Origin of the sequence: Paenibacillus sp. 1_12 (assembly GCF_900114475.1) — a bacterium.
Classification (GTDB): Bacteria; Bacillota; Bacilli; order Paenibacillales; family NBRC-103111; genus Paenibacillus_S.
Window position 1 is genome coordinate 505,493 of the sequence record NZ_FOTE01000002.1, and the last position, 24,233, is coordinate 529,725.

The window sequence follows — 24,233 nt, forward strand, 5'->3', positions numbered from 1 at the left end:
GCTGTTCATTCGTTATTTGCTCTTATTGAGCTCCTTGGCCTGTAGAGCCCGCGCATTACGGGAATCACCGATATATAAAGTATCATAAGCCTGCTGTGAGGATGTAAAAGCAGCGTCACCCTTGCCATGCCAGCCGAGATTGGTAAACATCGGATTTATTCTCCCGGTCTGCTCCTCGCGTTTGCTGATATAAGCTTCCATTCTTGCCGTGAGCAACCCCACGATTTCCGCTTCCTGCTCAGCTACATTATTATTTTCTTGCGGGTCCTCAATCAGATTGTACAGCTCGACCTCCGGCTTAAAGTGGAAATCCGGTTCCAACGCACGGATCAGCTTCCAATGCGGTGTACGCCATCCATGCTTGCGCATCCAGGTGCACTCCGTGATATACAATTCACTTACCCTGCGGCCTGGATCGTCGTTAATGAAGGGGATCAGGCTTTGACCGTCCGGCTCCAGCTGCTCATCAATACCCATTAATTCCAGAATCGTCGGCATGATATCACTGATAACCGTAACATCGGTTACTCTTTTACCAGCGGGTACTTTACCTGGAAACTTGATGATCAGAGGTACAACCAGTGTGCAGTCATACAAGCCATGATGATCAAAGAAGCAATCGTGCTCATATAGGGTTTCTCCATGATCGGATGTAACCACGATTAAGGTATCCTCGGTAAGGCCCAAAGAGTCGACCGTTTGGAGCAGGTTTTGAATGCATGCATCCATATAGGCAACAGCCCCATCGTATTGGGCGTTGACATACGCCTCGTCGGTCACACCCTCCGGTATCCACGATTTGAGAAAATCAGCGAATGGCTTGAAGTTATAGACCGGCTCCATCGACGGATTGGACGGGTCCATCTCATCGCCACCATAGAAAATACGCTCATAGGGCTTCGGCGGCAAATAAGGAGAATGAGGGTCCATATGGCGAAGAAACAGGAAAAAGGGTTTGTCATCCTCAGCCAAGCGGTTCAGCTCAGGAATGGCCACTTCGTTCAAGTTTTCTGCCTTTGGACACCTACCTGTTTCGCTTGGCAGCCACGCTTCATAGTCCAAATAAGTATCAAAACCACGCGACGATGGGTTACCCGTAAATCCTACACATGTCGTATTATAGCCAAGTTCGCCAAGCACCTCTGGCAGCGTTTTGGCACCTACTGCACCTTTATGCCGTAGCGCGACAACATCGGTACCGAAGCAGTCCTTGCCTGTCAGCATACTAGCATAAGCCGGTGTGGTGGGGATGCTCGGGCTAAAATGCTGTTCAAAAAGTACCCCCTCGCCAGCCAGTTTATCCAGATGCGGGGTCGTCAGCTTGCTATAGCCATAAGAGCTCATTCGGTCACGACGCAGACTGTCAATTCCGAACAGAATCAGATTAGGTTTTTTTGTGGAATCGGACATTCCGTTCACTCTCCTATACATATGATGGGTATCATAGAAATGATGTTTGAGCGGCTACTACCGCGCGCCAAGCTGTTTGAGGCATGCGTTCAAATAACCGTAGGTTTCTGCAGCAACTATTGAAACTTGGGCAAGTGTATGCTCCGGCTTTGCTCCTATAACTTCGAGTACAACAGGTCCGTTATAGCTGTTATCAACCATTGCTTTGCAGTAAGCAAACAGGTTAATGTCTCCGCGTCCGCAAGCTTGCAGCTCAATAGGTCCTGGACCTTGCTCGCGGCCTTTGCAATCACGGATATGAACATGCTTGACTTTGCTTATAACAGCTGGCAGCGCTTCCTCCGGATTTTCGTTAGCACGGAAGATGTGGCTGGGGTCCATATCGATACCAAATGCGGCAGACGTAACCTCGGACATTGCTCTAAGCGTTGTAGGCGTGTCGTGTACAGCATTGCCAATATGCGCCTTCACACATAAAGTCACACCGAAGGATGCCGCCTTTTCCGACATTCGCTGTAGCATATCGATCGAGCGCTGCACATCCTCTTCTACCCCAGATTTACCGCCCGGGCCGATATTGATGATCGGAATCCCGATTTCCGCTGCCGCTTCGAAAGCGCTCAGCAGCCTCTGCTCATCCTTGACGCTGCCAAACTCCATCGATAGAAAGTTTAAACCGTTCTCTTGAACAATCGATCTCAGCTCAGCTGCCTGCTCCTTCCAGCGGGTAAGCTCCAAATGCTCGCACATACCTTCAATGGCTGAAATCTCCACCCCATCGTAACCGCTAAGCGCAATGTGACGCACAGCCGTCGCAAAATCAAATTCCTTAAACAGCACCGAATTGACACCAAGCTTTATCATCTTCCATACACTCTCCCTTTTATGGTTATTAAGTCCTTTTAGAAGTTCGGTGAATAAGTCCCGCTGCACGACCAAATATCCTTCCGATCGCTGTTGTTCCCATATTTTCTGAATTTATAAGATAGTTAGCGGTAAAAGTACGGAAACAAAGGCGAACGCTGACGCTTCTCCAGGATCATTTGGCCGCTCCGCTAGTTATTCACCACAACTCAAAGTTCTATGATCTAAGTTCTGTGGTCTGCTCTTGCTCTTGCTCTTGCTCTTGCTCTTGCTCTTGCTCTTGCTCTTGCTCTTTTGGAAGCGGCACCGCAATGCTTCCACAGCACTCTACTCCCTATATTCTGGAAATGCGGTGAATAAAAGAGCGGAGCGACCGTGGTGTTCTGAAGATAGCGGAGCGGTGCCTTTGTTCCCAAATTTTCACCACTAAATCTCTTATACAATGAAAAAATTCGGGAACAACAGCAATCGTAAGAACACTATGGTCGCGCAGCGGAACTGATTCACCGTATTTTTAAATTACATCACCATAGGATCACCATGAAACGCCGGCAGCGGGTGAGGCCTAACCACAGCACCGCCCTGCTCATACGATTCAATCACGGCAAAAGTGTACTCCAGTACAGCCAACGCATCCCTGCCGGAAGCCCGAATGTGCTCTCTCGGCACGCCATTGCTAATATCCTCAAGAAAGGCATGCAGCCTGTTATTAAAGGTCGTATTAAATTCCGTCACGCCAGATTCCGTAACCTCCGGCTGAGGGTGCGCGCCAATAACGGGAACCCCTGGCTGCGCTCTCCAGTAGGACACCTTTTCCACGCAATTTTCAATACAAAAGGTTCCTTTCGTTCCGCCAACCTCCATGCTCCACCAGCCGCCTAATCCATAAGTGGCATCCCCACGTTGACTCAGTAAATAACCGGCAGCTCCGCTCGCAAATTTGACGTGGATGCTGTTAATCGAGACCATAATATCGCTGGCGCTTTTGCGAAAACCGGCCTGATTGGAAAACGTCTGGATGTGTGTAATATCACCGCAAAAATATCGCATAACGCTGAACGGATGGGTGAGAAATGCTTTCATGTGAAAATAAGGCTGGCCTTTGTCCTTCGGAGATTTCGGTGGATTGTACATAGCTTCTCCGCCATTGAAGCCCATTTTGTGCAAGCAGTACACCGTTTCACCGATATCTCCTGAATCGATATATTGCCGTGCTTTCTCCGCCGGTGCCGTAAAATAGTGGTTTAGATTGCTTCCCAAATACACATTTTTCTCGGCAGCGAACCGAACCAGCTCTCTGCCTTCACGGATATCGTTTGCTAATGGCTTTTCAATCAATACATGCTTGCCTGCGGCAATTGCCTGCATAGCGGGCTCAAAATGCCAGCTTCCATTATCGATACCGCCCGTCGTGATATCGATAATTTGCAGATCAGGCTCCTGCTGCAGCATATCCTGCAGACTATAATAGGCAGTGACGCCATATTTCTCTGCTGCTTTGTCTGCTCGTTCCTTAACCACATCACAGACGGCGATTACATTTGCTAGCGGGTCGCTTGAGTAACATTCGGCATGGCGCATGCCAATTCCGTTCATACCTACGATTCCTATTTTCAAAGCCATGATCTGCATCCCATCACTTGCTTCCAAGTTGCATCTAGCGAAGGCAAGCAGGGACTGCACCACCTTTCATTTTGAATTTCGATTACTTCCCATTCAGGACATGTACTTTCTCCAATTCGTCATAACGTTCGCGCTGTGGCTTCTCCATCCATGACTCCCACGTTAATCCAACCGAACTCAGTATGGACTCGATCCGCCGTCGAAATGGCAGCTGGGCCTCGTGGATTTGCCGCATCATTGGATCCGGCTTCCCTTGCAGCTTCAGGGCCACAAAATCATCAAGCTGGTGTTCCATGGCCGCAGCCACTTCAGGATACTTTTCAACCAGATTACATCGTTCCTCTGGATCGGATATGAGATCATAAAGCTCTCTTGCCGGACGCTGAAAGGGACCCGGATCGTAATACAGGATGAATTTATATCGCTCGGTACGAACAGCTCTCGCTGCTTGCCAGGCACATTCGCTCAAATACACCTCGCTCATCGTACCCTCAGCCTCACTGTTAATGGACGACCACAAGCTGTGTCCATCCAACCCGCATGGCGGTCGAAGCGCGGATAGATCAATACCTGCTGGAGCTTTACGCTCAACTGCCTCCAATATCGTAGGAAGTAAATCGGCATGTTGAACGAAGCCCTTCACCCGTTTCCCTTCTGGAATATGTCCCGGCCATCTGATAATCAGCGGAACATGCACCGTTTGCTCATATAGCCCGCAGTGATCCCAATAAATATCATGCTCTGTGAGACTCTCTCCATGGTCACCAAAAAGGATCAGCAGCGTTTCCTCACGGATGCCCAGATTCAGTAAATGTTCGTCCAGCTCTTTGAGCAAATCATCCAAATAACGAATTTCCGCATCATAGAGAGCGTTTACATATTCTGCATCCGTTACAGGACCAAGCTTGTTGTAATGGTGATGCTTGAAAAATGGGTAAGCAGCGTGTGCATACACCGGATTCATACTTGTATTGTCCTTCTGAAATGGATCTTGTTCCTTTCCATAAAAAGCTTCAACATAATCATCCGGCGGCAAGTAAGGTGTATGTGCGTCCCAGTAATGCAGGAATAAGAAAAAATTCTCTTCCTTATGCTCCTGAATCCAAGGCAGTGCCAAATCGTTAATCGTTCGTCCGTCGATCCATCGCTTCTTGCCTGAGCTGTTGATATAGTGCCGATAGCCGCGTGCAAACCATTCCTTCATGTTGTATAAATTATCAACAGCGCCCGTTACAAAACCCGACGATTTCAGCATCGAAGGCAGCCACTCTACATTCTTGGACAGGTATGCCAGATCAGAGCCGTGGGAAATGATTCCAGTCGTCAAACCAATTTTTCCGGTAAAAATGGCGGAATGTGCGACCTCAGTCGGGATATCAGCTGCATACGCACGTTCCATTAGCACGCCTTCCGAAGCAATTTGGTCCATATGCGGACTTGTCTGCTTTCCATACCCGTAACAGCCAAGCCTATCTGCACGCAGCGTATCCAGCGAGATCATGATGACTTTCATTCGCAGTCTCCCTTCAGGTTGTTAGGGGCGGCCCCCAAACCTGCGAGTTCACTTATCTCTTGGGCTGCAGCTACACTGTTGTGCACCAACCCTGTTCCCCATAGGTTATCATCGAGCCATTCAATGATTTGAATTACATTGGAAGCTACCGAATCCCTCTGCGTATCAATCATAAGATCTGCTCGTTCGGGCTCCTCGTAGCTATCGGAAATCCCTGTAAACATCGTAATTTCCTGTCGTCTTGCTTTGGCGTAAAGCCCTTTGACATCTCTTTGCTCACACACCTCCAGCGAACAATTTACGTAAATTTCTACGTATCCAGTAACGTGGGCTCGAAGATACTCTCTCATTTCACGATACGGTGTAATGGCGGAGACGAGCACTGTAATTCCATGGCGGGCGAGCAGATCAGCAACGTAGGCGATACGGCGTATATTTTCCATACGGTCCTCTCTGCTGAATCCAAGACCTTTGCAAATCTTCGAACGAATAACGTCGCCGTCAAACAATTCAACCTGTCTCCCCGCTGCCGTTAATCGCTCATAAACTTGCTGTGCGGTTGTCGTCTTACCGGAGCCTGAAAGGCCCGTGAACCAAAGTACAGGACCGCAGGAGCTGTCCATGTATTCTCCCCCTTTGTCTCAAAGTCCAATGAATCATTTGCGGAGTGGGCGGACCAGATTAGACGCATGATCCGCCCACGCAGCGGAGACTGATTCATCTGACTTCTGAAGCTCTTATTAACTCTATTGTAAAGGGGTTCGGCCATCATATCATTGTCCATTCAGCCATTCGAGTGGTCGATGCGGTCATTATCCCTTTACCGAGCCTGCAGTCATACCCGCAACAATTCTTTTGTTAAAAAAAAGAAACAAAATGAGCGGCGGGAGTGAGATCAGCACGACATCGGCAAACAGCAAATTCCATGAACTCAAGTACATGCTCATAAAATTGTAAAGCGTCAGCTGAACCGTTGCATTGTCAGAGCCAGGCAAGAAATACAAAGGATTCACAAAATCATTGAACACATTTACCGCTTGAATAATAATAATCGTTGAAGAAACAGGCTTGAGTAATGGGAAAATAATATGCGTAAACAGCTTGAAGCCTCCACATCCATCAATGAACGCACTTTCGTCCAAGTCACGCGGGATCGTTGCTGTAAAGGCTTTATACAAGATCGCGCAAAATGGGAAATGCAGCGCAATTTCGACTAGGGTAAGTCCAGGTAAGGTTTTAAATAACCCAATGGAATTAAGCACCCAAATTGTAGGTACTACAGCGGGGGGAATCATCAAACCCGCCAATACCAGGAAGTTAAAGGTGGATGCGGCTTTCCCCTTCTCCCTTCGCTGCAGCACAAAGCCTGCCAAGGAACTGACGAGGACCAAACCTGTAACTGACAACAGCGTAAGCAGTGTACTGTTACCGAAAGCACGAATCAGCATATGATCAGTAGCGGTTAATACAGCTAAATAATTATCAATAATATGAAAGCTTTGGGGCCAGGACATGTTCATCTCAGCAGCTGCTGTCGGAGATTTAAACGAATTGATAATAACAAAATAAAAAGGAATCCAGAAGATTACCGTTGAAAGCAGCAGCAGCACGATACTGATCACCGTTTTTTGCAGCATCCTGTTCATAAATCAACCTCTCTTCTATTCAAGAACATATACAATGGAAAGGCCATTAGCATAATAGCGATGAACAGAATTACATTGCCTGCCGTAGCAAGACCATAAAATCCAGCCTGATACTGCTTATAAATGATCGAAGCAATTAAATCCGTGGAAAATCCGGGGCCGCCTTTGGTCATTGCCCAAATCAAATCAAAGGTACGCAAACCGCCGATGAAGGCCAAAATGATTACAGAGTTCATGGCTGGCCTGCTGAGAGGCAGTGTGATATGCCAAAACCCTCTGATGGCATTGCCTCCATCCATTTTCAAAGCTTCATAATAATGCTGGGGAATCGACATGATGCCCGCTATATAAATAACTGTGGCGATGCCGACACCTTTCCATACATCCACAAAGGCAACCGATAATAAGGCAAGCTTCGTATTTCCGAGCCAATCCGGGCCATTGATCCCTATTGCAGCAAGGCCTGTATTGATAACACCTTGCGTAGGATGCATCATCGTACTGAATGCAATCCCCACCGCAATCGTACTGAGCAGCGTCGGAAAAAACACCATCGAACGAAAATAATCCTTGAACCAGATTTTGGAGGTCAGGAGGGTAGCGAGCAGAAGAGCCAAAACGACTTTTAACCCGCAGGTTACCACGGCAAAGATCAGCGTATTCTTAAAGCCTATTTTCAAAGAAGATTCCTCAAAGAACATCACATAATTATCAAAACCGATAAATTGCCATTTTGTTAGCGTCCATCTCGTCAAGCTGAAAAAGAACGACATGATCGTTGGCAGTAAATAAAAGACAAAATAAATAATACCTGCAGGCAGTAAAAACAAATACGAATACATCCGGTTCTGCACTAATTTCATTGTAGTCTCTCCCTTACACAATCGGCCCTGCAAATTTCTTGCAGGGCCGGTCCATTTAATCAAACAGTATAAAATATCAGGAGTAGTGGCTTACACTTACCAGCCTGGAAGGTTCAGCTGTTGGGCCTGCTTCTTGACGTCCTTGTCATAATCGGCTGCACCGTCCGCAGGAGACTTTTGGCCTGTACCGACTTCAATCAGGATGCTCTCCAAATTAGGTCCTTTAACCGGAGATACGAATTCAAGCGCCGGGGCGGTTTTGCCATTGTCAAAATAAGGCTGCATCTCTTTGATCCCATCAAAGGCATCGTCAGGGACTTTGCTTCCTTTGATAACATAAGGTCCATTAGCTTTGCTCTTGGTCATATAAGCCTTTTGTCCTTCCGATGACATAATGAAGTCCAAAAACTTCTTAGCCGCTTCCACATTTTTGCCCTTCTTATTGATGTAATAGGAGCTTGGCATCCAGACCGTAAAACCGTTAATACTGGCGTTATCGCTTGGGGTTGGGAATACACCTATATCCTTTACCTTATCCGGATAATTTTGTGCCAAGGCATCGATGGCACTGGTCAGCATCGGGTATTGCACACCTGTACCCTCAGCAAGCATTTTCAGTCCATTATCGTACGTTGTCGCAAGGAAATCCTTGTTCATGTATCCCTTATTGAACACTTCACTTGTCATTTCAAAGCCGCGGAGCGCTGCGGGAGTGGTTGCATATTTCATTTTATTAGCTGTGTAATCCGCCACAAAATTAGGTACTTGAGCCTGAATATTATATTGATTGCCGAGCACGAAGAGCTGTGAGGTCCAGGTCGTTTTGTAAGAGCCGATGACTGCCGTTTTGCCAGCAGCCTTGATTTTGTCACTGTTGGCAATAAATTCCGCCCACGTTTTCGGTATGGTGAGTCCAAGCTCGCCATACACTTTTTTATTGTACAAAATACCGCCGACATTCGAAGATCCGCCTGGGACGCCAAAAACCTTGCCATTGGAGGAAACGGTTTCTTTAAAGGAGTCGAGCAGGTTGGCCATAAACGGCTCCTTCGTTAGATCCACGAAGTTTTCTTCCGGATTCAACGCTTTTAATAAAGAGCCCGAATTATAGTAAAGAATATCTGCCATATCACCGGTAGCCAACCGCGTCTTAACCAGATTGTCGCCTTCCGTGCCGTCCGGCTTAATGTCAAATTTAATCTTGATGTTCAGCTTCTTCTCCGCTTCCGCCGCTACGGCTTGAGTAGCCGGATACGGTGTTCCGGTCGATCCGATTAATAGGGTAAGCGTAACCGGTTCAGCAGGTTTAGCTGGAGCCGGTGCAGAAACTGGAGCTGAACCGCCAGCCGGCTGTGTTTGAGGTTGTGAGCTGCTACAGCCTGCAATTATGGTTGTTATCAATGCTGTGTAAGAACAGACGGTTAAAAACCTGAGTTGACTCATTTTTTTGACCTCCTAAAAGTTTTTGAAGAAAACTGGCTTCGTAAGCATCTACTGAGTTTTGGTACAAAACTTTCTTCGTAAGCATCTACTGAGCTTTGGTGCAAAACTTTCTTCGTTAGCTAACTCTACCTTCCTACGCCTTGTTTTTAATTGTACGATCGATGCTTTTTACAGCATACCTACGATTTGTACTCTTTTAGGGGGACAATTTTTCTTTTTTGAAGTCATTTATGTATGTTGATTATTTATAACCGGTTGTCTTTCCAGCATGTCGCTTAGCGTATGTAATTGGAGTTTCACCTACTATTCTTTTGAACAACGCGCTAAAGTGGCGGGGATCCTCGTAACCGACCAGACTACTGATTTCTTGCAGCCGCTCAACCCCGCCAGTCAGCAGCTCCTTAGCTTTGCTTATCCGATAATTCGTTATGTATTCCGAGAATGTATGGCCGGTCTGGCTTTTAAATATACGCGATAAATAACCCAGACTGACATGATGATCGGCTGCAAACTGCTGTAGGGAAATACTTCCCTGAAAATGGTTATGAATGAGCTGAAGTAGAACAGGTACAAGACCTTTTGGATTAAAATCCTTGATTTCCTTTTCGCAATAAATGCTGACGATACTTTCATTCAACCACTCGAACAGCTCCGTATAGCTTACCAACCGATTCAGCAGTCGAACGTCTTCTTGCAGATCATGGACACTCACCATCCCCAATTTGGAGGCGAGCACATTATATTTCAGAGAAAACAGCAGGTCATGAATAAACAATTGAAGCTGACGTCTGGTCACCTGCTTTAAGCGCAGATCTTCCAGAATAAGCTTTAAAGCCGCACTCCCCTTCAACATATCCCCCTTCTTATAATGGAGCTCCATGACTCTAACCTTTTCCCATACGCTTCCAAGCTCGGCATCCTGCATTTTCGATTCGGGCGGGAGCCATGTGGACATGCCAAATGTCATCTGCTTATCCAATCTCTGTCTCAGCTCTGAACATACCCCGTAAAGGCTGTTCTGCTCCGATTTAACAGCAAAACCCATATGAATGGGGAATGGAAGTGAACGTAATTGTTCATATAAGCTGGATAATTTTTCTTTGATATCACTCATTTGCAGGACATTGGGTAACGGAATCAGAACGACCTTGTGCCAGCAATCCAGATCAACACAATATACGCCAACTTCAATAGCGGATTTATTGGCAAACTTCTGCCTTAGATCATTCCAGCTTACAGATGTCGCCTTCCATCCTTTGAAATTCGAACCTTTATCCATCGCGATCAGTACCATGCAATAAGCACATGTATTCATCGAATGCAGTATGTCATAATCTGGTATTTCCTCAGCAAGAAGCATCTGCGTAATCGATCCGTTTATCCATTCCTCTCTGCGTTTGCTCTCCTTCTCGATATGCAGAATCGCTTGATCCACGGCCTTGAACAAGATATCCTTTTTTACCGGCTTCAGGAGATAGTCAATAACCCCGAACTTCATGCCTACACGGGCATATTCGAATTCGTCATGCACGCTGACTATCATACTCATGATGTTCGGGTCCAACTGATTGAGCTTCTCAATCAGCTCCAATCCGTCAATGCCTGGCATATTAATATCTGTCAATACCAAATTTGGCCGAACTTGGTCTAGGACTGTCAGAACGTCATCGCCATTTTCAAAAGCATAGATATGGTGTTCAGGCTCGTAGCTTTTGAACAGCTCTACCATTTCAGCCAGTGCCCAATACTCGTCCTCTACCAAAAAAATATTCATTGCGCGATTTCCCCCTTCACAGGTTGGACCAGACTGAACGGAATCATCAGCGTTACTGTAGTACCAGCATCCGACTTACTGCTTACCTGCAATCCATATGGCTTTCCGTAAAAGAGTTGAATCCGTTGATGGATATTCAACAATCCAATTCCATGGTGGATATCCTGAAATTGTTGAAGTGAGCTCGAGCTTTCCAAAGTGTTGTGCAGCTGTGTCCTTTGCGCTTCATCCATTCCCGCTCCGTTATCGGTCACTGTAATTGTAAGAACAGCCTCATGACACGCTGCCCGTATCGTAATTTGTCCGCCTGTCTTCACTCTTCGAAGGCCGTGATTGACAGCGTTTTCAATAAGTGGTTGAATCGTCAGCTTAAGAATGGAAGCCTGCAGCAAGGCTCCCGAAATATCGCATCGCAGCTCCAGACGACTGCCAAATCGATGCTGCTGAATCTTAATATAATTGTTAATGTGCTCAATCTCTTCCTCGAGCGCCACAGGTCTATGAAGATTTTTCATACTGTACTGAAACAAGCCAGCTAGTGACTCTGAGATCTCAGCTACTTCTTCGATCCCCCGCAAACGGCTGATCGACTTCATAATATTGAGGGTGTTGTATAGAAAATGCGGATTGATTTGAGCGTGCAGCGCCGATAGCTGGGCATTTTTCTCTGCCAGCTTTAATTCGTACACTTCTCGGATCAAGCGGGATATGCTGTCGAGCATATGGTTATACATTCGGCTTAGCTTTCCAATTTCATTGGCCCCTGCATAATCCATTCTTTGATTCAAATCGCCTATTTCGACCCGGGACATTTTGCGTGTCATGTTACTCAGAGGAAGGGTAATTTGATGGGACAGGATATAGGAGACGGTGGCGATCAACAGCATGCTGATGAATCCGATGACGATGACGATATCCTGAATTCGCTTTTGCTTTACGACGATTTCGTCCTTGGGGATGAGAATGACCGTAGACCACCCTGTATAGCCCGATTTTTCGAAAGTATACAGATAGACCTTGTCCTTCCATCTCAATTCCCCTTCCGGAAGAGGCTGTCTGAATATCGCTGAGTCAAAGCGTGTACGGGAATTGCCCATAAGACGGTTCCCATTTTCAAAAACAACCTCACCATCATCATTGACGATCAATACGTGCATCGTGCTGTCATTTTCTTTCTCCTCGGTATTGGTAAGCACCATCTTGAACTCGTTAAGATTAATTTTGATATCCACGAATCCCATGATCGATTGAGTTGGAATTTTCGTAATTTTACGAATAAAAGAAACCACCGTTTCCGGCTTCTCATCCAACGCTTGTTCTCCTGTGGGAGGCAGCAAAATAAACGGTTTGCTGCCCAGCACCTCCGTATAATTATGCAATTGTTCGTTCGATAAGGAAACGACCGGTTCCGGTTTGACATACTTTGTATAATGATAGAAATGTCCGTCCAAGGTGTAAATGGAGATGCTCTGTACGTAGGATTTGGGATAGGAGAAATTAAACAAGATCGGATTCAGCTTATAGCCTATGGTTTCTTTTTCTATGGGGTTGGTTGCTTTATAGAAATCAAACAGATTGCTCTGAATAGCAGGATCGATTGAAATCGACAGCGTGAGTTCTTCAATATTTTGCATATACAAATCAAGCATTTCGGAAAATTGCTTCGCTATGATTTTGGACAAGGAAAAGGTCTGGCTCTTAATATCGCTCGTATTTTTGTAATAAAAAATGCCGCAGGTGATGGCGATTATGACCAAAGCAACAATAGAAAAGGAAATGAACATCTTGGTTTTGAGCATCCGGTCATTCCATCGCCACACAGGGAACCGTCCTTTCCAAGAGCCAGAGGGGAAGCATCTTTATCGATATATAGGGTATCACATCAAATACGCTGCCAATCGCTTCCGTCAGGAAGATTCCCGATATTTCCCCGGAGAGCAGCCGACACGCCGATGAAACAGCCTGCTAAAAAAAGCAGGATCCTCATAACCGACTCTGCCGGCGACAGTAATGACCTTCTCATCCGTTTCCTTCAACAAATGTTTGGCTCTCTCAATACGAATTTGATGAAGCATATCCACGACGGTCATTCCCATCGATTGTTTAAAAATCCGGTTTAATTGTCTGGCGCTGATCGTAAACAGCTCGCACAGAACGGGTATCGATACTTTCTTATCATAATTCCGCTCCAAATAGCCGTATATTCGGCGAATCAGCATGTGCTTGGAATGGTTGCGTACCGGTTCTCTGCTGGATTCCCCTTGTGCTTGCTGGTATGAACGCGATAGCATAATAAGCAGTTCCACCATTTGCAGACGAATCAAGGTTTCGGAACCGGATTGCCTATTATCAAATTCACTCATCATCGTTTCCACCAGACTTAACGCACGAGCTCCATCCGGACCTGACATATTCAGACAGCGATGAAACCGTTCTCTTTTGTCCATAAAAGGATGTACATAAAAATAATCCATCGACTGCGAGATTCCAAGATCAAGCAGCCAGTTCCCTTGAATCAAATCCGACAAAAACAGGCAGTTGATAATCTCAAGCTCCTTTCCCGGCTGGATGCTGTAGGTGTGAACCTCACCCGGATTAATTATAAATACGTCACCTGCTCGAATTTCATAAAAATGACCTTCGAACACATGCTGGCCTTCGCCGCGAATCACATAAACCAACTCGACAAAATCGTGGCCGTGCAATGACGGAACATGCTCATGATCGTGATAAAACTTTTTGATCCAAAATGGAAAGGACTGTTCTTTAATATACTGGCTGATGTTCAGCTGGTTCTCCATGCAAATAACCTCCCAGGTCAAACAATGGATAACTCCTAAAGTAAGGTGGTCTTTCAATAAGCAGTTGCAGAGGGCTGGAAGTTCAATTCATTTTATGCTCGCTTTTACCTTTATAATACGGCAGGAACAAACTTCCATCATGGTCAATATAGACATTATTATAGCGTATTTGTACATTTTCTGTACTCAAATAAATAAGCCTATGGGTTCCCATAGGCTTATTCCGTACACAGCTACTACTTTTGGGTCATATGATTACTTTTTCATCTCCTGGAACGCCTTCTTCTGCTCCTCCAACACTTCGTTGCCACCGGTTTTCATGTAATCCACAACCAAATCATCATAGAGCTTGTCAAAATCGGCTGGCTTGGCGGTAACGGTTTTTACATAAATTTCGAGTCCCTTATCATTCAACGTCTGATTGTACTTAATTTGAGCTTCGATCGGTCGATCAAATCGTGCAGGCAATTGTCCGTCCTGGTCTCCAACCTTAATACTGTTCATCGTAAATTCCTTATATTTCGGATCAGCTGCATTGGCTTTTAATGTTTTCTCCGGATCTCCCATATCCTTGCCGTTAATCAACATACTGTAATCGAGATAGTTGTACATCACTTTTTTGGCATCATCTGTATCCATGATAACCGGAATCCCATCGTCACCCTTCTTATAAGTAACACCCTCTGTACCATTTTGAAGATCGAAGATCACCTTATAGTCTGACATCCAGTTTAAGAACTTAATAACCTCAACAGCCCTTTTACTCGATTTGGGAATTGCAATATGGGCAGACAACGGATGATAAATTTGCTTTACATGCTTGCCCTCGTAGTTGGTGAACGGATCGACCGGTAACAGTGTTGCTGTTGGCACATTTTTCTGCAGCGTAGAGTAATAGGCTTGATACACAGGTTCATTCGTGTTCGTGATGGCAAATCCTATGAGACCGTTAACCAGGTCCGCTTGAAATTTCTTGCCATCCTTATCCAGAGCAAAGTCCGGACTGATTAACCCCTCGTTGTACAGTTTGTTCAAAAACCTGTAGCCATCTTTATTACCCGGTTTCACTAAGTCAGGCATGGAGCTGTACTCTTCCTCGGTCATCTTTTTCCAGAAAGATCTCACCAGCGGGTCAAGATTGCCGTTGGACCTAATTCCGTAAGGGATGACCTTGCCTCCAGTACCTCCTGGATCCTTTTCTTTAAACGCTTTCAAAACCGCATAAAACTCGTCCGTTGTTTTGGGAGGCTGCATGCCGAGCTTATCGAGCCAATCCTTTCTGATGATAGGAGTTTGGGCCGCTATAATAATTCTTTTTGCCGGAATCGTGTACTGCTTGCCACTAAAAACTCCATAGTTTAGCAATTGCGGCCCAAGATATTTTTTTAAATTAGGTCCGTATTGGTTTATTAATTCCCCAAGGTCGGTTAATCCCCCCTGCTTAACCCAGTTTTGAACGGCGGGATCGCTGTAGGTAAATATCAGGTCCGGCGCTTCGTTGGCTGACATTAATACGTTAAGCTTCGGTACTTCCTCTGTCCGTGGAACGGTGACAAACTCCAGCTTGATATTATTAGGATCACCAAACTTCTCCTGCATATATTTGACAAAATAGCTTTCGGTAAGCGGTGGAGCTCCAGGCGGTGTGTTGCCGCGGTCAAACAGCTCAATTTTCAAAGTAACGGGAGCACCCTTCTTACCGTTGTCCGACGTTCCACCGCTTGCGCTTTCCCCACCCGAGCAGGCAGCCAACGTCCCGCCCAGCAGCGTAATTGCAAGCGTACTACCAAGTACTCGGTACGCAGATTTCTTCTTCAGTTTCATCGCATTCACTCCCAATTTGGATTATTTACCCTCAACCTTTTACCGCACCAATCATAATTCCGGAAATAAAATAGCGCTGCAGCCATGGATAGACCAACAAGATCGGAACGGTTGCGAACATAATGCTTGCTGCTTTCAAGCTTTCAGGAATAGGAGCCGTTGCACTCATTCCCTCCGTTGCCGTCGAGTCGCTCAGCTGATTGCTAATAACTAATTGATACAGCTTGAGCTGGATCGGATATAAATCCTGATTCGTAATATAGAACAGCGCATCAAAAAATCCATTCCATCTGCCTACGGCATAAAACAAGCTAAGCGTCGCAATAGCAGGCATGGATAAGGGCAGCACGATCCTTACCAGAATTCCAAAATGAGAGCATCCATCCATGCGCGCAGACTCTTCCAGCTCCTCGGGTATCGAGCTAAAAAATGATTTCAGGATAATTAAATAGAAAGCGTTAACCATTCCTGGAAGCACCAGTGCCCAGATGGAGTTGGTCAGCTTTAACGATTTAACAAGCAGGTATTCAGGAATTAACCCACCGCTGAAAAACATCGTAAACAAAATGATCAATAGAAAAAAATCTCTGCCCTTGAGCCTTGTCTTCGTCAGCGGATAGGCGGCGCAGATCGTCGTCACCATGCAAATAGCAGTAAAGAGAACGACCAAGATGATCGTAAACAACAGTGATTTAAACATCTTCACATCCTTGAGCACGGTTTGATAAGCCAAAGTGCTCCATTCCACCGGAAACAACGTAACTTTATTCGATAATATAGCCGCATTGGAGCTGAGCGAAATGGAAACCAAATGCAGGATCGGCACAAGGCACAGGAAGGATGCAATAGTCACGACAATAATGATGAATGTGTTGATAATGCGGTCATTGACGCTAGTTTTCATCAGAATTCCCCCTTTACCATATACCTTGGTCGGTTACTTTTTTGGAAATATAGTTCGATGAGAGCAAGAAAATTAACCCGATCACAGCCTGAAACAATCCGATAGCCGTTGCAATTGAGACTCGTGCCGATTGCACCCCGAGCTTGTAAACAAACGTGCTGATAACGTCCGATACATCGGTAACAAGCGGATTGGCCAAGACGTATGGCCGCTCAAAACCAATGCTGGCCATATGACCGATGTTAATGATTAACAGGATCATAATAGTCGGCTTGATGCCTGGCAGCGTAATATTCCATATTTTTCGCAGCCGTCCAGCCCCGTCCACCTCTGCAGCCTCATACAATTCCTTGTTGATTCCAGTCAGTGCAGCCAAGTAAATAATCGTGCCCCATCCCGCATTTTGCCAAACACCTGAGCCTACATAAGTAATTATCCAATATACGGGGTCTGTCAGAAACGGAATAACACCGATCCCGGACGCTTTCAGCAAATGATTGACCAGACCTGTATTGGTGGACAGAAGCTGGTAAACCATGCCGCCAATAATGACCCAGGAAATGAAATGCGGTAAATAAAGAATCGTTTGCGTACCCTTTTTAAACCATTTGATTTGAATTTCGTTTAACAACAGCGCCAATACAATGGGAGCCGGAAATGAAACAACCAGATCCAACAAATTGAGAAGAAACGTGTTACGCAGCACCTTATAAAAGTCCTTCATCAGGAAAATCTCACGGAAGGCATCCAATCCCACCCACTGGCTGCTCCAAATTCCCTGAAACATATTGTAGTCTTTAAAGGCAATCGTCACTCCATACATAGGAATATATTTAAATATCAAAAAATACAGCATCGGCACGAACAGCAGGGCATAAAGCTGCCAATCCTGGCCAATAGAAAACCTTCTTTTCAGCTTTACTGATGCTTGTGGTAAAGATTCCGAGCTAACTACGGTATCTCCTGCTGCAGATCTTTTGCTGGTCATAAGCGACCTCCTTTTCTGTGAACTGTAAGAACACATTAAAACAACAGTATGAAATGATCAATTTACAAGAATCGCCACTTAACGATTTGTTAGAGAACGCTTTCATTTATCCACTTAACCATTTGTATTCACTTAACAATTTCGAACAGTACAAGCAGCTACCCCTGACAGGCGGCCATTAATGTCCCTCAGCACGCTTTCGATAATCTCCAGGGGGCATTCCGAACAAATTCTTAAATGCTCTGTGAAACGAAATAACATGTACGTAGCCGACCTGCTCGGCAATATCCTGAACAGGCAAGGACGTATTCAGCAGCAGCTTTTGGGCTACCTCCAGCCGTATTCTAAGCATATAATCAATAAATTTTTCACCGAATTCCTCCTTGAACAGCTTGCTCAAATAGCGAGGATTCATTCCAAACCGTTCACTGATCTGGTTCAAGGACAAATTCGGATCAGCATAATGAAGCTCAATATATTCTCTTACCCGCCCAACGAGTATATAATTATTTTTGACAGACCGCAGGGAACATATTTTATTTTCCAGCACGGATAACAGAGCTCCCAACCGTTCACGCCATTCCTCCAGGGTTTCCGCGCCATTAGCTATGGCCTCAAACTCCGAATCATATTCATTATGCAGCAGAAGGTTCACCTCATCCGCCATTTCCAGCAGCTCTTTATGCAGATGATACATCATATAATTGGTAATGGTTTCAATATCCGTCTGTGAAAAACAACCTTTCTTCAGCTCCTGATAGAGCTGGGTTAAATGAAATTGCCATTGACCATCGCTCATCCGAAACGACTTTGCAATCGTTCGTGCCAATTGCAGATGCGGGAAAATTCTGCCTTTTGCTTTGGACTGCAGATCCCAGCTTCCTATCATCGCTCCTACGCCAAATACGGGCTTATACGATACATGCTCCTTTGCCACCGTGTAAGACTCGGTTATGTCACCAGGATGCTGGATCTCCGAACCAATCCCAACAGATACCGTAAAGCCCAGATTGCTTACAGTCCATGCCTGCACCTTTTTCATGACTTCACAAACTGCGGCCTGATTCAACTCCTGATCCATGTTAAGGTAAAAAATAACCGCCATCTGCTGCGGGTCAAACCATTCATTCCAAACGAATAATTGATCGTTGTGGGCAATTTCCTGGAGCACATTGCTAAGAACAAATTTAAGCAAATATTGGTCACTGTTATTATACGTATTTGTAAAATGCGAAAAACGGTCAATCTCCACAATAACAGCCGTCAATCGATGAAATTTCGCAGGCAGCTGTAGGTTCTCCATCTCTTGCTTCCACGACTTGTCAGACCATACCTTGTGACCCTCCAGCCAATCAAAGAGAAGCTGTCTTTTGCGAATGAGCAGATCATCCTTATGCAGCTGCTCATACTGTCCGGCTCTTTCCAATAAACCATCAATAGCATACTCGATATATTTCAATTCATCCTTCTCCGACAGCTTGACCAGTTCTCCGCTTTTACGTTTGGAATAGTTCTGAATACGACCTGCAATGGCTTGAATGGGTTTATAATTCCGGTGCGTCATATAGGTAAAACCAACAAGCCCCAATACAATTGCTATAAAACCAACAATGATCCAAAAATCATTAAACAAGGATAGCAATGAGAACCGTTTGTCACTTTGTGCCTGCACATACCCCCAACCCGTGTAATCTGATTTCGTAGACAACCGTTTTTGCTCTTCATAAACCGTAGTTGCATCCTGATGGTTACGGTTTGGATTAAACGGCTCCAGTTTCGAGGTTAACAGCTCAATCGGGCCTGCATCTTTGCGGACTAAATCCTTAATAAACCCGTTCAATGCCTGTACTCGGACATTAACGACGATGGCACCCTGTTTTTCACCGATATAGGGATAATATTTGATCAGCGATACGACGCGGTCTTCTCCAATGGATTCATGTACAAACTCATTAAAAAATCGGGGATCGCTCCACGTATTGGGATTTACAGCCGAATTATAGGCAGTAAGCAGGAAATCCCTATCACCAAATTGATCAAGGTTAGTTAACCCGCTTCTTGATAAAATCTTGCCGGAGTTGGCATTGTATACATAAATAGAATTGGCGAAGGGGAGGATCGAGGATAGCTCATCCATTTTTTGCGAGATGCGAAAATAGTCATACAGCGCTTTAGATTCCGTGATTGAAAAAAAATCCTTCAGTGTCTGGTTCGCAACGATTTCTTTGATTACGGTCCGTTCCGCGGATTTGAGATTTGCATCGATAGCTTGGGCAACCTTTGTTGTAATAGCCTCGTTCGTCATCACGATCTGCTTTTGGACAGAGTTGTTTAACACAGCAAAAAATGAAAAAATCAAGATCGATATGACGACAAAGAAAATAGGCGTGTAAGAAAGCAGCATACGATAATACAAATTCATCTTCATCACGTTCAGCCCCCTGTGTTTATTAGAACATTGAGACAATCTACGCTAATATTTAACTTATTTTACCATTTACATACATGTCCTACAATTACTCATCGAGTCCAAAGCTTTGAAATGCAAAAAATAACCTTCCCAAAGAGTCGGTTATTTTCATAGGATTCGTTATTTATCAGCTGGATAGGTCAAATTCCATTGCTTTCTGATCGTGTCTAATGTAGTCATCAGAGCGAGGGTTTCGTCCAAAGGCATGATTCTGCTTTCTGGCCGCTCTTCACGCAGGCAGGCCATCGCTTCTTCTGCTTCGAACATAAAACCATGGGCTTTCCGGTCATCTACAAACGTTTCCGGCTCTTCGCCCGTCACCTTCAGCGTGGCTGAGCGGGCCGCCAGAAATAAAGGAATATGAATGTGACCTTTCGTACCAAAAATGTACGCATCATTGACCAGACCGAGCTGAACGGAGCCATTCAGCGCTGCGTTCCGTCCTCCCTCGTATTCGAACAGCAGTGAAAACTGCTCATCCACTCCTGTTTCACCAATCCTTGCGCTGCTCATTATTTTATCCGGCTGTGCGCCGTATACCATGGATACGAAGGAAATAGGATAAATACCGGCATCGAGCAGCGTTCCACCGCCCAAAGCATGGTTCAGCAAGCGACTTTCCGGTTTCCAGCCCAAATTAAATCCAAAGTCGGCCTTAACCAGCCTGACCTCGCCGATTTTTCCCTCCTCCAGCCATTGTCTTACTTTGTTAATAGCGGGCAGGAAGCGTGTCCACATAGCTTCCATCAGGAAAATGCGATTCTCTTTGGCATAGGTGATCATTTCCTCGGCTTCCGCGGCATTCATGGTAAAAGGTTTTTCGCACAGCACTGCTTTACCAGCTCTTAGAAACGTAAGTGTATTATCCTTGTGCGCAGGATGCAGCGTACCCACATAGACAATATCCACATCCGAGTCCTCAGCCAGCTGCTCCAAGCTTCCATAAGCTCGCGGGATGTTGAATTCCTTGGCAAAATTTTCTGCCTTCTCCAGATTCCTACCCGCAACTGCAACCACCTCTGCTCCTGCTGCGAAAGCCAAGTCCTTAACAAATTGCTTGGATATATTGCCCGGACCCGCAATCCCCCATTTAATCGTTGTCGTTGACATTTATACGCTCACTCCTTACGTTCTCTAATGTATTTATTCAATTTTCTCACAAAAAAACGCTTTCATCAAATTAATAATTACTGGCGTTCTATCCACTCAAACAACCCTCTTCCAAAATTCTATGCTCGCTCTAGTTTTTGCCTTGTATCGTTATTGTATCAAACAATCTCGGCTCGAACTCATAATAAAAAGTCACAACCTATTGCAGCAATTCAACATCACTCCAGGTTCTGGAACGATTCTGTGTCCAATTCGTCAACGTATTGCTGTAATTGTTAATCGTATAAATATCGCCAGCGTTGTCTCTGTAATAGGAAAACCCTTCCTCTGGGGCTTTCGAGAATCGTCTCAGCTCCAGTGAAGGAGTCACCTCGTATAAGCCGTCTTTTTCAGTGTCAGAAAGTTCGCTGGTTAGGGGTCTTGAACCTGTTGAAGGATCGATTCCCAATTCGTTTGTGTAGGGCTTGCCGTACAGCCTTACAATCAAACGACCATCCGGTTCAACTGGATTTCTTGTAGGGCTGTTAAATCCGATCGGGGTGATGTCCTGCTCATTCCAGATTTCGTTGGCAAGGCGTATATTCCCCTTTGTGTCCATAAGCGCCAGCAAGCCGGAGCCGCGGAAGTAATAATTCCTAAAAGGCATACGATCTCGTGTAATCCAAACCGAGCCGTCCTTATTTGTGATGACATGCTCTGGCTTATAGGGGTAATTCGTAACCGGACGCAGTTTTCCATCTACAATCGCGAACAACTGATAGCGGCTGTTCGGCGGCGGTCCTATAACAGCTATCGGGAAATACGTGTACACGGCAAGCAGCTTTCGCTTGCTATCGATATCGAACAATGTACCTTCAATCTGAAGCCTTGTATCTCCCAGAATACCCTTTTCTTCATCACGCAGTTCCCCAAGCTGTAAGCCCTCGTAGGTAAGACGATCTCCCACACGTTCGATGATAACCTTCTTCCCCTCACCCGCTCTTGCTTGCGCCTCTTGATTGGCCTTATCACGAATCTGTTGGGCCTGCTCCAACTCAATCCATTCCGGTTTCGTCTGAAGCTTCTTATTGATTTTCAGCATTGCGTAGCTTTTATAATCTTTACCCAAAGCATCGACATACAGTGATTCAGCATCATCGTATACAATTTGCTGGATTACACGGTCCTGTCCACTCCATATAGACAGTCCTTCTTCGCTGCTAAATTGCAAATCCATCATTAGTCTTGTATGAGCGAACGTCCATGTTAGCGGCATATAGGTTACATCCCTGAATTCTAGAAACGGATATTCTTCCTGCTCGTTTTGAATCTGTGCGCCCCATAATTGAATGGGAGAAGTGGCTGCCTTTGCCGTATAAGAGCGGGTCAATGAGTTCGTCACCTTCCCGTTCTGTACGTACTTGATCTTCTCGAGAGCCGGATACATCCAGTAGGGACTCGTACAGCAGGTTCTATAAATCTTTAATCCCTCGGATTCGTTCCAATCGATATCTAACTCTAGCTCCTGCATCAAATCCCAGTTCAACGGTACATAGGTAATATCCTTGTACACCAGGAATGGATAATCCAGCTGCTTGTTGTTGATGATTTGCCCATTTACTTTCACTGGGAAATTTACTATGCTCACTTGAACGGTGCCTGTTTCTGCCTTAGCTGTAACTGACCATAGGCACAATAATAACAGTGCTCCCAGCCAGATCAGCATCGTTTTTTTAAACATGTGCGCTCGCCTCATTTATACATATATTTTTCCAATCGTGAGTTAGACGCAATAAGTGTAACAAAAGTTCTTACGGTCAAGTTTAAAAAGCTAGTGAAACTGATCCAGCTTCAGAATGTGCATGAAGAAGCCTCTAGCTCCACTGTCTGTGGAAAGCCGGAGGCTTCTAATGATAGGATGTTCCATCGGAAGGACTTATGCCTTTGCTTGCAGCGGCACCGTATAGTTGGCTGATTCAATCCAACTGCGGTCGGAAAATTCGCGCCCGCGGACAACAACCTGATTCTCGTATATCTGCACATACATGCCTTGAGCAACATTATCGTTTCCGGCGCTGCGTGTCTTACCAACGGAGGCATTATTAAACCAATGGAACGAGTTATCCGTATTGTAATGATTCTCCGTTGCAAAATTACGGTGTGTATGACCGGACAGAACAAAAACATTGCGATAAGGCTTAAGAATTGCACGGAATTCCTTGGCCCTGACCAACTGGTGGGTGCCACCATCCGTACCTGGAGCTGGCAGCGGCTGATGGATGAACACCATCACGGGTTTCCCGTCCTCATGCTGCTTCATCTGGTTTTCCAGCCAAGCTAGCTGAGCATCCGAATACCAGGCCCCTTCTCCATACTCCGGTTTATCACCGACATAAGCTTCCTGAGACAACAGTATGAAATGAATACCACCCATCCAGAAGTCGCTGTAGGGTTGATCCTTATATCCGAAAAATTTCATAAAACGCTCTTTGGCCATGGCATCGCTCTTGCCATTGGGCATGGTCTCCTTCGCAAACTCGCCTTGTTTATCTAACCAAATATCATAGTAATCATGATTTCCCATATTGGCATAGATAGGAGGCAGTTTGTAACCGTTAAATATTTTGCGCATCAGCTTGTAGTCTGTTTCCCGTCCCATATCCGTCAGATCCCCGCCCAACACGATACATTCCACAGGAGACTCAAAGTTCGTGACGTCTTTCAATGCGGCATGCAGCTTATCTGTCATCATGGAAATTCCATCGGAAATATGCAGATCGCTTAACAAAAAGAAGGACAGCAGCAGCTTATTCGACAAAGGGGTTTCTGTCAATTGGCTTGGTGTAGGTGTAGGTGCAGCAGTGGATTCAGACCCGGCATGCAGCGGCTTTTCCTGATCAAGCACATTTTTCCATATAGCACCGCCTCCCGCAAGAACAGCGATGAAGGCCAGCATTCTTTTTACAAATTGTCTTCTTGACATCATAAACTTCCACCACCTGTTCTCTGATCAGACGATAG

The 24,233-nt window shown here is 45.4% G+C and carries 18 protein-coding genes; all 18 read right to left on the bottom strand.

Features of this window, described 5'->3' with window-relative positions:
• Positions 1 to 12: 12 nt before the first annotated feature.
• Positions 13 to 1,410, bottom strand: a complete 1,398-nt coding sequence (locus tag BM210_RS06300) for a sulfatase family protein (protein ID WP_091165710.1) — start codon at positions 1,408 to 1,410, stop codon at positions 13 to 15.
• A 57-nt stretch (positions 1,411 to 1,467) separates the two neighbouring features.
• Positions 1,468 to 2,274 carry a sugar phosphate isomerase/epimerase family protein gene (locus BM210_RS06305; RefSeq protein ID WP_091165712.1) on the bottom strand — a complete coding sequence of 269 codons (807 nt, stop codon included), beginning with the start codon at positions 2,272 to 2,274 and terminating at the stop codon, positions 1,468 to 1,470.
• Positions 2,275 to 2,793: 519 nt separating this feature from the next.
• Positions 2,794 to 3,897: a Gfo/Idh/MocA family protein gene (locus BM210_RS06310; protein ID WP_177237661.1), complete on the bottom strand. Its 1,104-nt coding sequence runs from the start codon at positions 3,895 to 3,897 to the stop codon at positions 2,794 to 2,796.
• Positions 3,898 to 3,979: 82 nt separating this feature from the next.
• Positions 3,980 to 5,410, bottom strand: coding sequence for a sulfatase family protein (locus tag BM210_RS06315; protein WP_091165718.1), 1,431 nt, complete (start codon positions 5,408 to 5,410; stop codon positions 3,980 to 3,982).
• Positions 5,407 to 6,033: an adenylyl-sulfate kinase gene (gene cysC / locus BM210_RS06320; protein ID WP_091165721.1), complete on the bottom strand. Its 627-nt coding sequence runs from the start codon at positions 6,031 to 6,033 to the stop codon at positions 5,407 to 5,409. Before cysC ends, BM210_RS06315 begins: the two co-directional genes overlap by 4 nt.
• Positions 6,034 to 6,222: 189 nt before the next feature.
• On the bottom strand, positions 6,223 to 7,056 hold the full coding sequence (locus BM210_RS06325; RefSeq protein WP_091165723.1) for a carbohydrate ABC transporter permease: 834 nt from the start codon (positions 7,054 to 7,056) through the stop codon (positions 6,223 to 6,225).
• On the bottom strand, positions 7,053 to 7,919 hold the full coding sequence (locus tag BM210_RS06330; RefSeq protein WP_091165726.1) for a carbohydrate ABC transporter permease: 867 nt from the start codon (positions 7,917 to 7,919) through the stop codon (positions 7,053 to 7,055). Before BM210_RS06330 ends, BM210_RS06325 begins: the two co-directional genes overlap by 4 nt.
• A gap of 96 nt (positions 7,920 to 8,015) precedes the next feature.
• On the bottom strand, positions 8,016 to 9,362 hold the full coding sequence (locus tag BM210_RS06335; protein WP_091165729.1) for an ABC transporter substrate-binding protein: 1,347 nt from the start codon (positions 9,360 to 9,362) through the stop codon (positions 8,016 to 8,018).
• Between the two features lie 241 nt (positions 9,363 to 9,603).
• Positions 9,604 to 11,136: a response regulator transcription factor gene (locus BM210_RS06340; protein ID WP_091165730.1), complete on the bottom strand. Its 1,533-nt coding sequence runs from the start codon at positions 11,134 to 11,136 to the stop codon at positions 9,604 to 9,606.
• Positions 11,133 to 12,956, bottom strand: a complete 1,824-nt coding sequence (locus BM210_RS06345; protein ID WP_143101002.1) for a sensor histidine kinase — start codon at positions 12,954 to 12,956, stop codon at positions 11,133 to 11,135. The genes BM210_RS06340 and BM210_RS06345 overlap by 4 nt, the downstream gene beginning before the upstream one ends.
• 87 nt (positions 12,957 to 13,043) lie before the next feature.
• Positions 13,044 to 13,937 carry an AraC family transcriptional regulator gene (locus BM210_RS06350; protein WP_091165734.1) on the bottom strand — a complete coding sequence of 298 codons (894 nt, stop codon included), beginning with the start codon at positions 13,935 to 13,937 and terminating at the stop codon, positions 13,044 to 13,046.
• Between the two features lie 255 nt (positions 13,938 to 14,192).
• Positions 14,193 to 15,761 (bottom strand): extracellular solute-binding protein, encoded by a 1,569-nt coding sequence (locus tag BM210_RS06355; RefSeq protein ID WP_091165737.1) that lies wholly within the window; start codon positions 15,759 to 15,761, stop codon positions 14,193 to 14,195.
• A 31-nt stretch (positions 15,762 to 15,792) separates the two neighbouring features.
• The gene (locus BM210_RS06360; protein WP_091165740.1) at positions 15,793 to 16,665 is read right to left on the bottom strand and encodes a carbohydrate ABC transporter permease; all 873 of its coding nucleotides are present in this window, start codon (positions 16,663 to 16,665) and stop codon (positions 15,793 to 15,795) included.
• Positions 16,666 to 16,678: 13 nt separating this feature from the next.
• On the bottom strand, positions 16,679 to 17,653 hold the full coding sequence (locus BM210_RS06365) for an ABC transporter permease (protein WP_091165743.1): 975 nt from the start codon (positions 17,651 to 17,653) through the stop codon (positions 16,679 to 16,681).
• Positions 17,654 to 17,831: 178 nt separating this feature from the next.
• Positions 17,832 to 20,081, bottom strand: a complete 2,250-nt coding sequence (locus BM210_RS06370; protein ID WP_091165746.1) for a helix-turn-helix domain-containing protein — start codon at positions 20,079 to 20,081, stop codon at positions 17,832 to 17,834.
• Between the two features lie 162 nt (positions 20,082 to 20,243).
• On the bottom strand, positions 20,244 to 21,233 hold the full coding sequence (locus tag BM210_RS06375) for a Gfo/Idh/MocA family protein (protein WP_091165748.1): 990 nt from the start codon (positions 21,231 to 21,233) through the stop codon (positions 20,244 to 20,246).
• Between the two features lie 199 nt (positions 21,234 to 21,432).
• Positions 21,433 to 22,953 (bottom strand): hypothetical protein, encoded by a 1,521-nt coding sequence (locus BM210_RS06380; RefSeq protein ID WP_091165751.1) that lies wholly within the window; start codon positions 22,951 to 22,953, stop codon positions 21,433 to 21,435.
• A gap of 195 nt (positions 22,954 to 23,148) precedes the next feature.
• Positions 23,149 to 24,198, bottom strand: a complete 1,050-nt coding sequence (locus BM210_RS06385; RefSeq protein ID WP_091165754.1) for a metallophosphoesterase family protein — start codon at positions 24,196 to 24,198, stop codon at positions 23,149 to 23,151.
• Positions 24,199 to 24,233: the final 35 nt, after the last annotated feature.

Coding starts and splice junctions, on each gene's coding strand:
- BM210_RS06365 (WP_091165743.1), bottom strand. CDS start 17,653: ATGACCAGCAAAAGATCTGCAGCAGGAGATACCGTAGTTAGCTCGGAA.
- BM210_RS06360 (WP_091165740.1), bottom strand. CDS start 16,665: ATGAAAACTAGCGTCAATGACCGCATTATCAACACATTCATCATTATT.
- BM210_RS06350 (WP_091165734.1), bottom strand. CDS start 13,937: ATGGAGAACCAGCTGAACATCAGCCAGTATATTAAAGAACAGTCCTTT.
- BM210_RS06305 (WP_091165712.1), bottom strand. CDS start 2,274: ATGATAAAGCTTGGTGTCAATTCGGTGCTGTTTAAGGAATTTGATTTT.
- BM210_RS06385 (WP_091165754.1), bottom strand. CDS start 24,198: ATGATGTCAAGAAGACAATTTGTAAAAAGAATGCTGGCCTTCATCGCT.
- BM210_RS06315 (WP_091165718.1), bottom strand. CDS start 5,410: ATGAAAGTCATCATGATCTCGCTGGATACGCTGCGTGCAGATAGGCTT.
- BM210_RS06330 (WP_091165726.1), bottom strand. CDS start 7,919: ATGAAATTAGTGCAGAACCGGATGTATTCGTATTTGTTTTTACTGCCT.
- BM210_RS06300 (WP_091165710.1), bottom strand. CDS start 1,410: ATGTCCGATTCCACAAAAAAACCTAATCTGATTCTGTTCGGAATTGAC.
- BM210_RS06335 (WP_091165729.1), bottom strand. CDS start 9,362: ATGAGTCAACTCAGGTTTTTAACCGTCTGTTCTTACACAGCATTGATA.
- BM210_RS06325 (WP_091165723.1), bottom strand. CDS start 7,056: ATGAACAGGATGCTGCAAAAAACGGTGATCAGTATCGTGCTGCTGCTG.
- BM210_RS06355 (WP_091165737.1), bottom strand. CDS start 15,761: ATGAAACTGAAGAAGAAATCTGCGTACCGAGTACTTGGTAGTACGCTT.
- BM210_RS06340 (WP_091165730.1), bottom strand. CDS start 11,136: ATGAATATTTTTTTGGTAGAGGACGAGTATTGGGCACTGGCTGAAATG.
- BM210_RS06375 (WP_091165748.1), bottom strand. CDS start 21,233: ATGTCAACGACAACGATTAAATGGGGGATTGCGGGTCCGGGCAATATA.
- BM210_RS06380 (WP_091165751.1), bottom strand. CDS start 22,953: ATGTTTAAAAAAACGATGCTGATCTGGCTGGGAGCACTGTTATTATTG.
- BM210_RS06310 (WP_177237661.1), bottom strand. CDS start 3,897: ATGGCTTTGAAAATAGGAATCGTAGGTATGAACGGAATTGGCATGCGC.
- BM210_RS06370 (WP_091165746.1), bottom strand. CDS start 20,081: ATGAAGATGAATTTGTATTATCGTATGCTGCTTTCTTACACGCCTATT.
- cysC (WP_091165721.1), bottom strand. CDS start 6,033: ATGGACAGCTCCTGCGGTCCTGTACTTTGGTTCACGGGCCTTTCAGGC.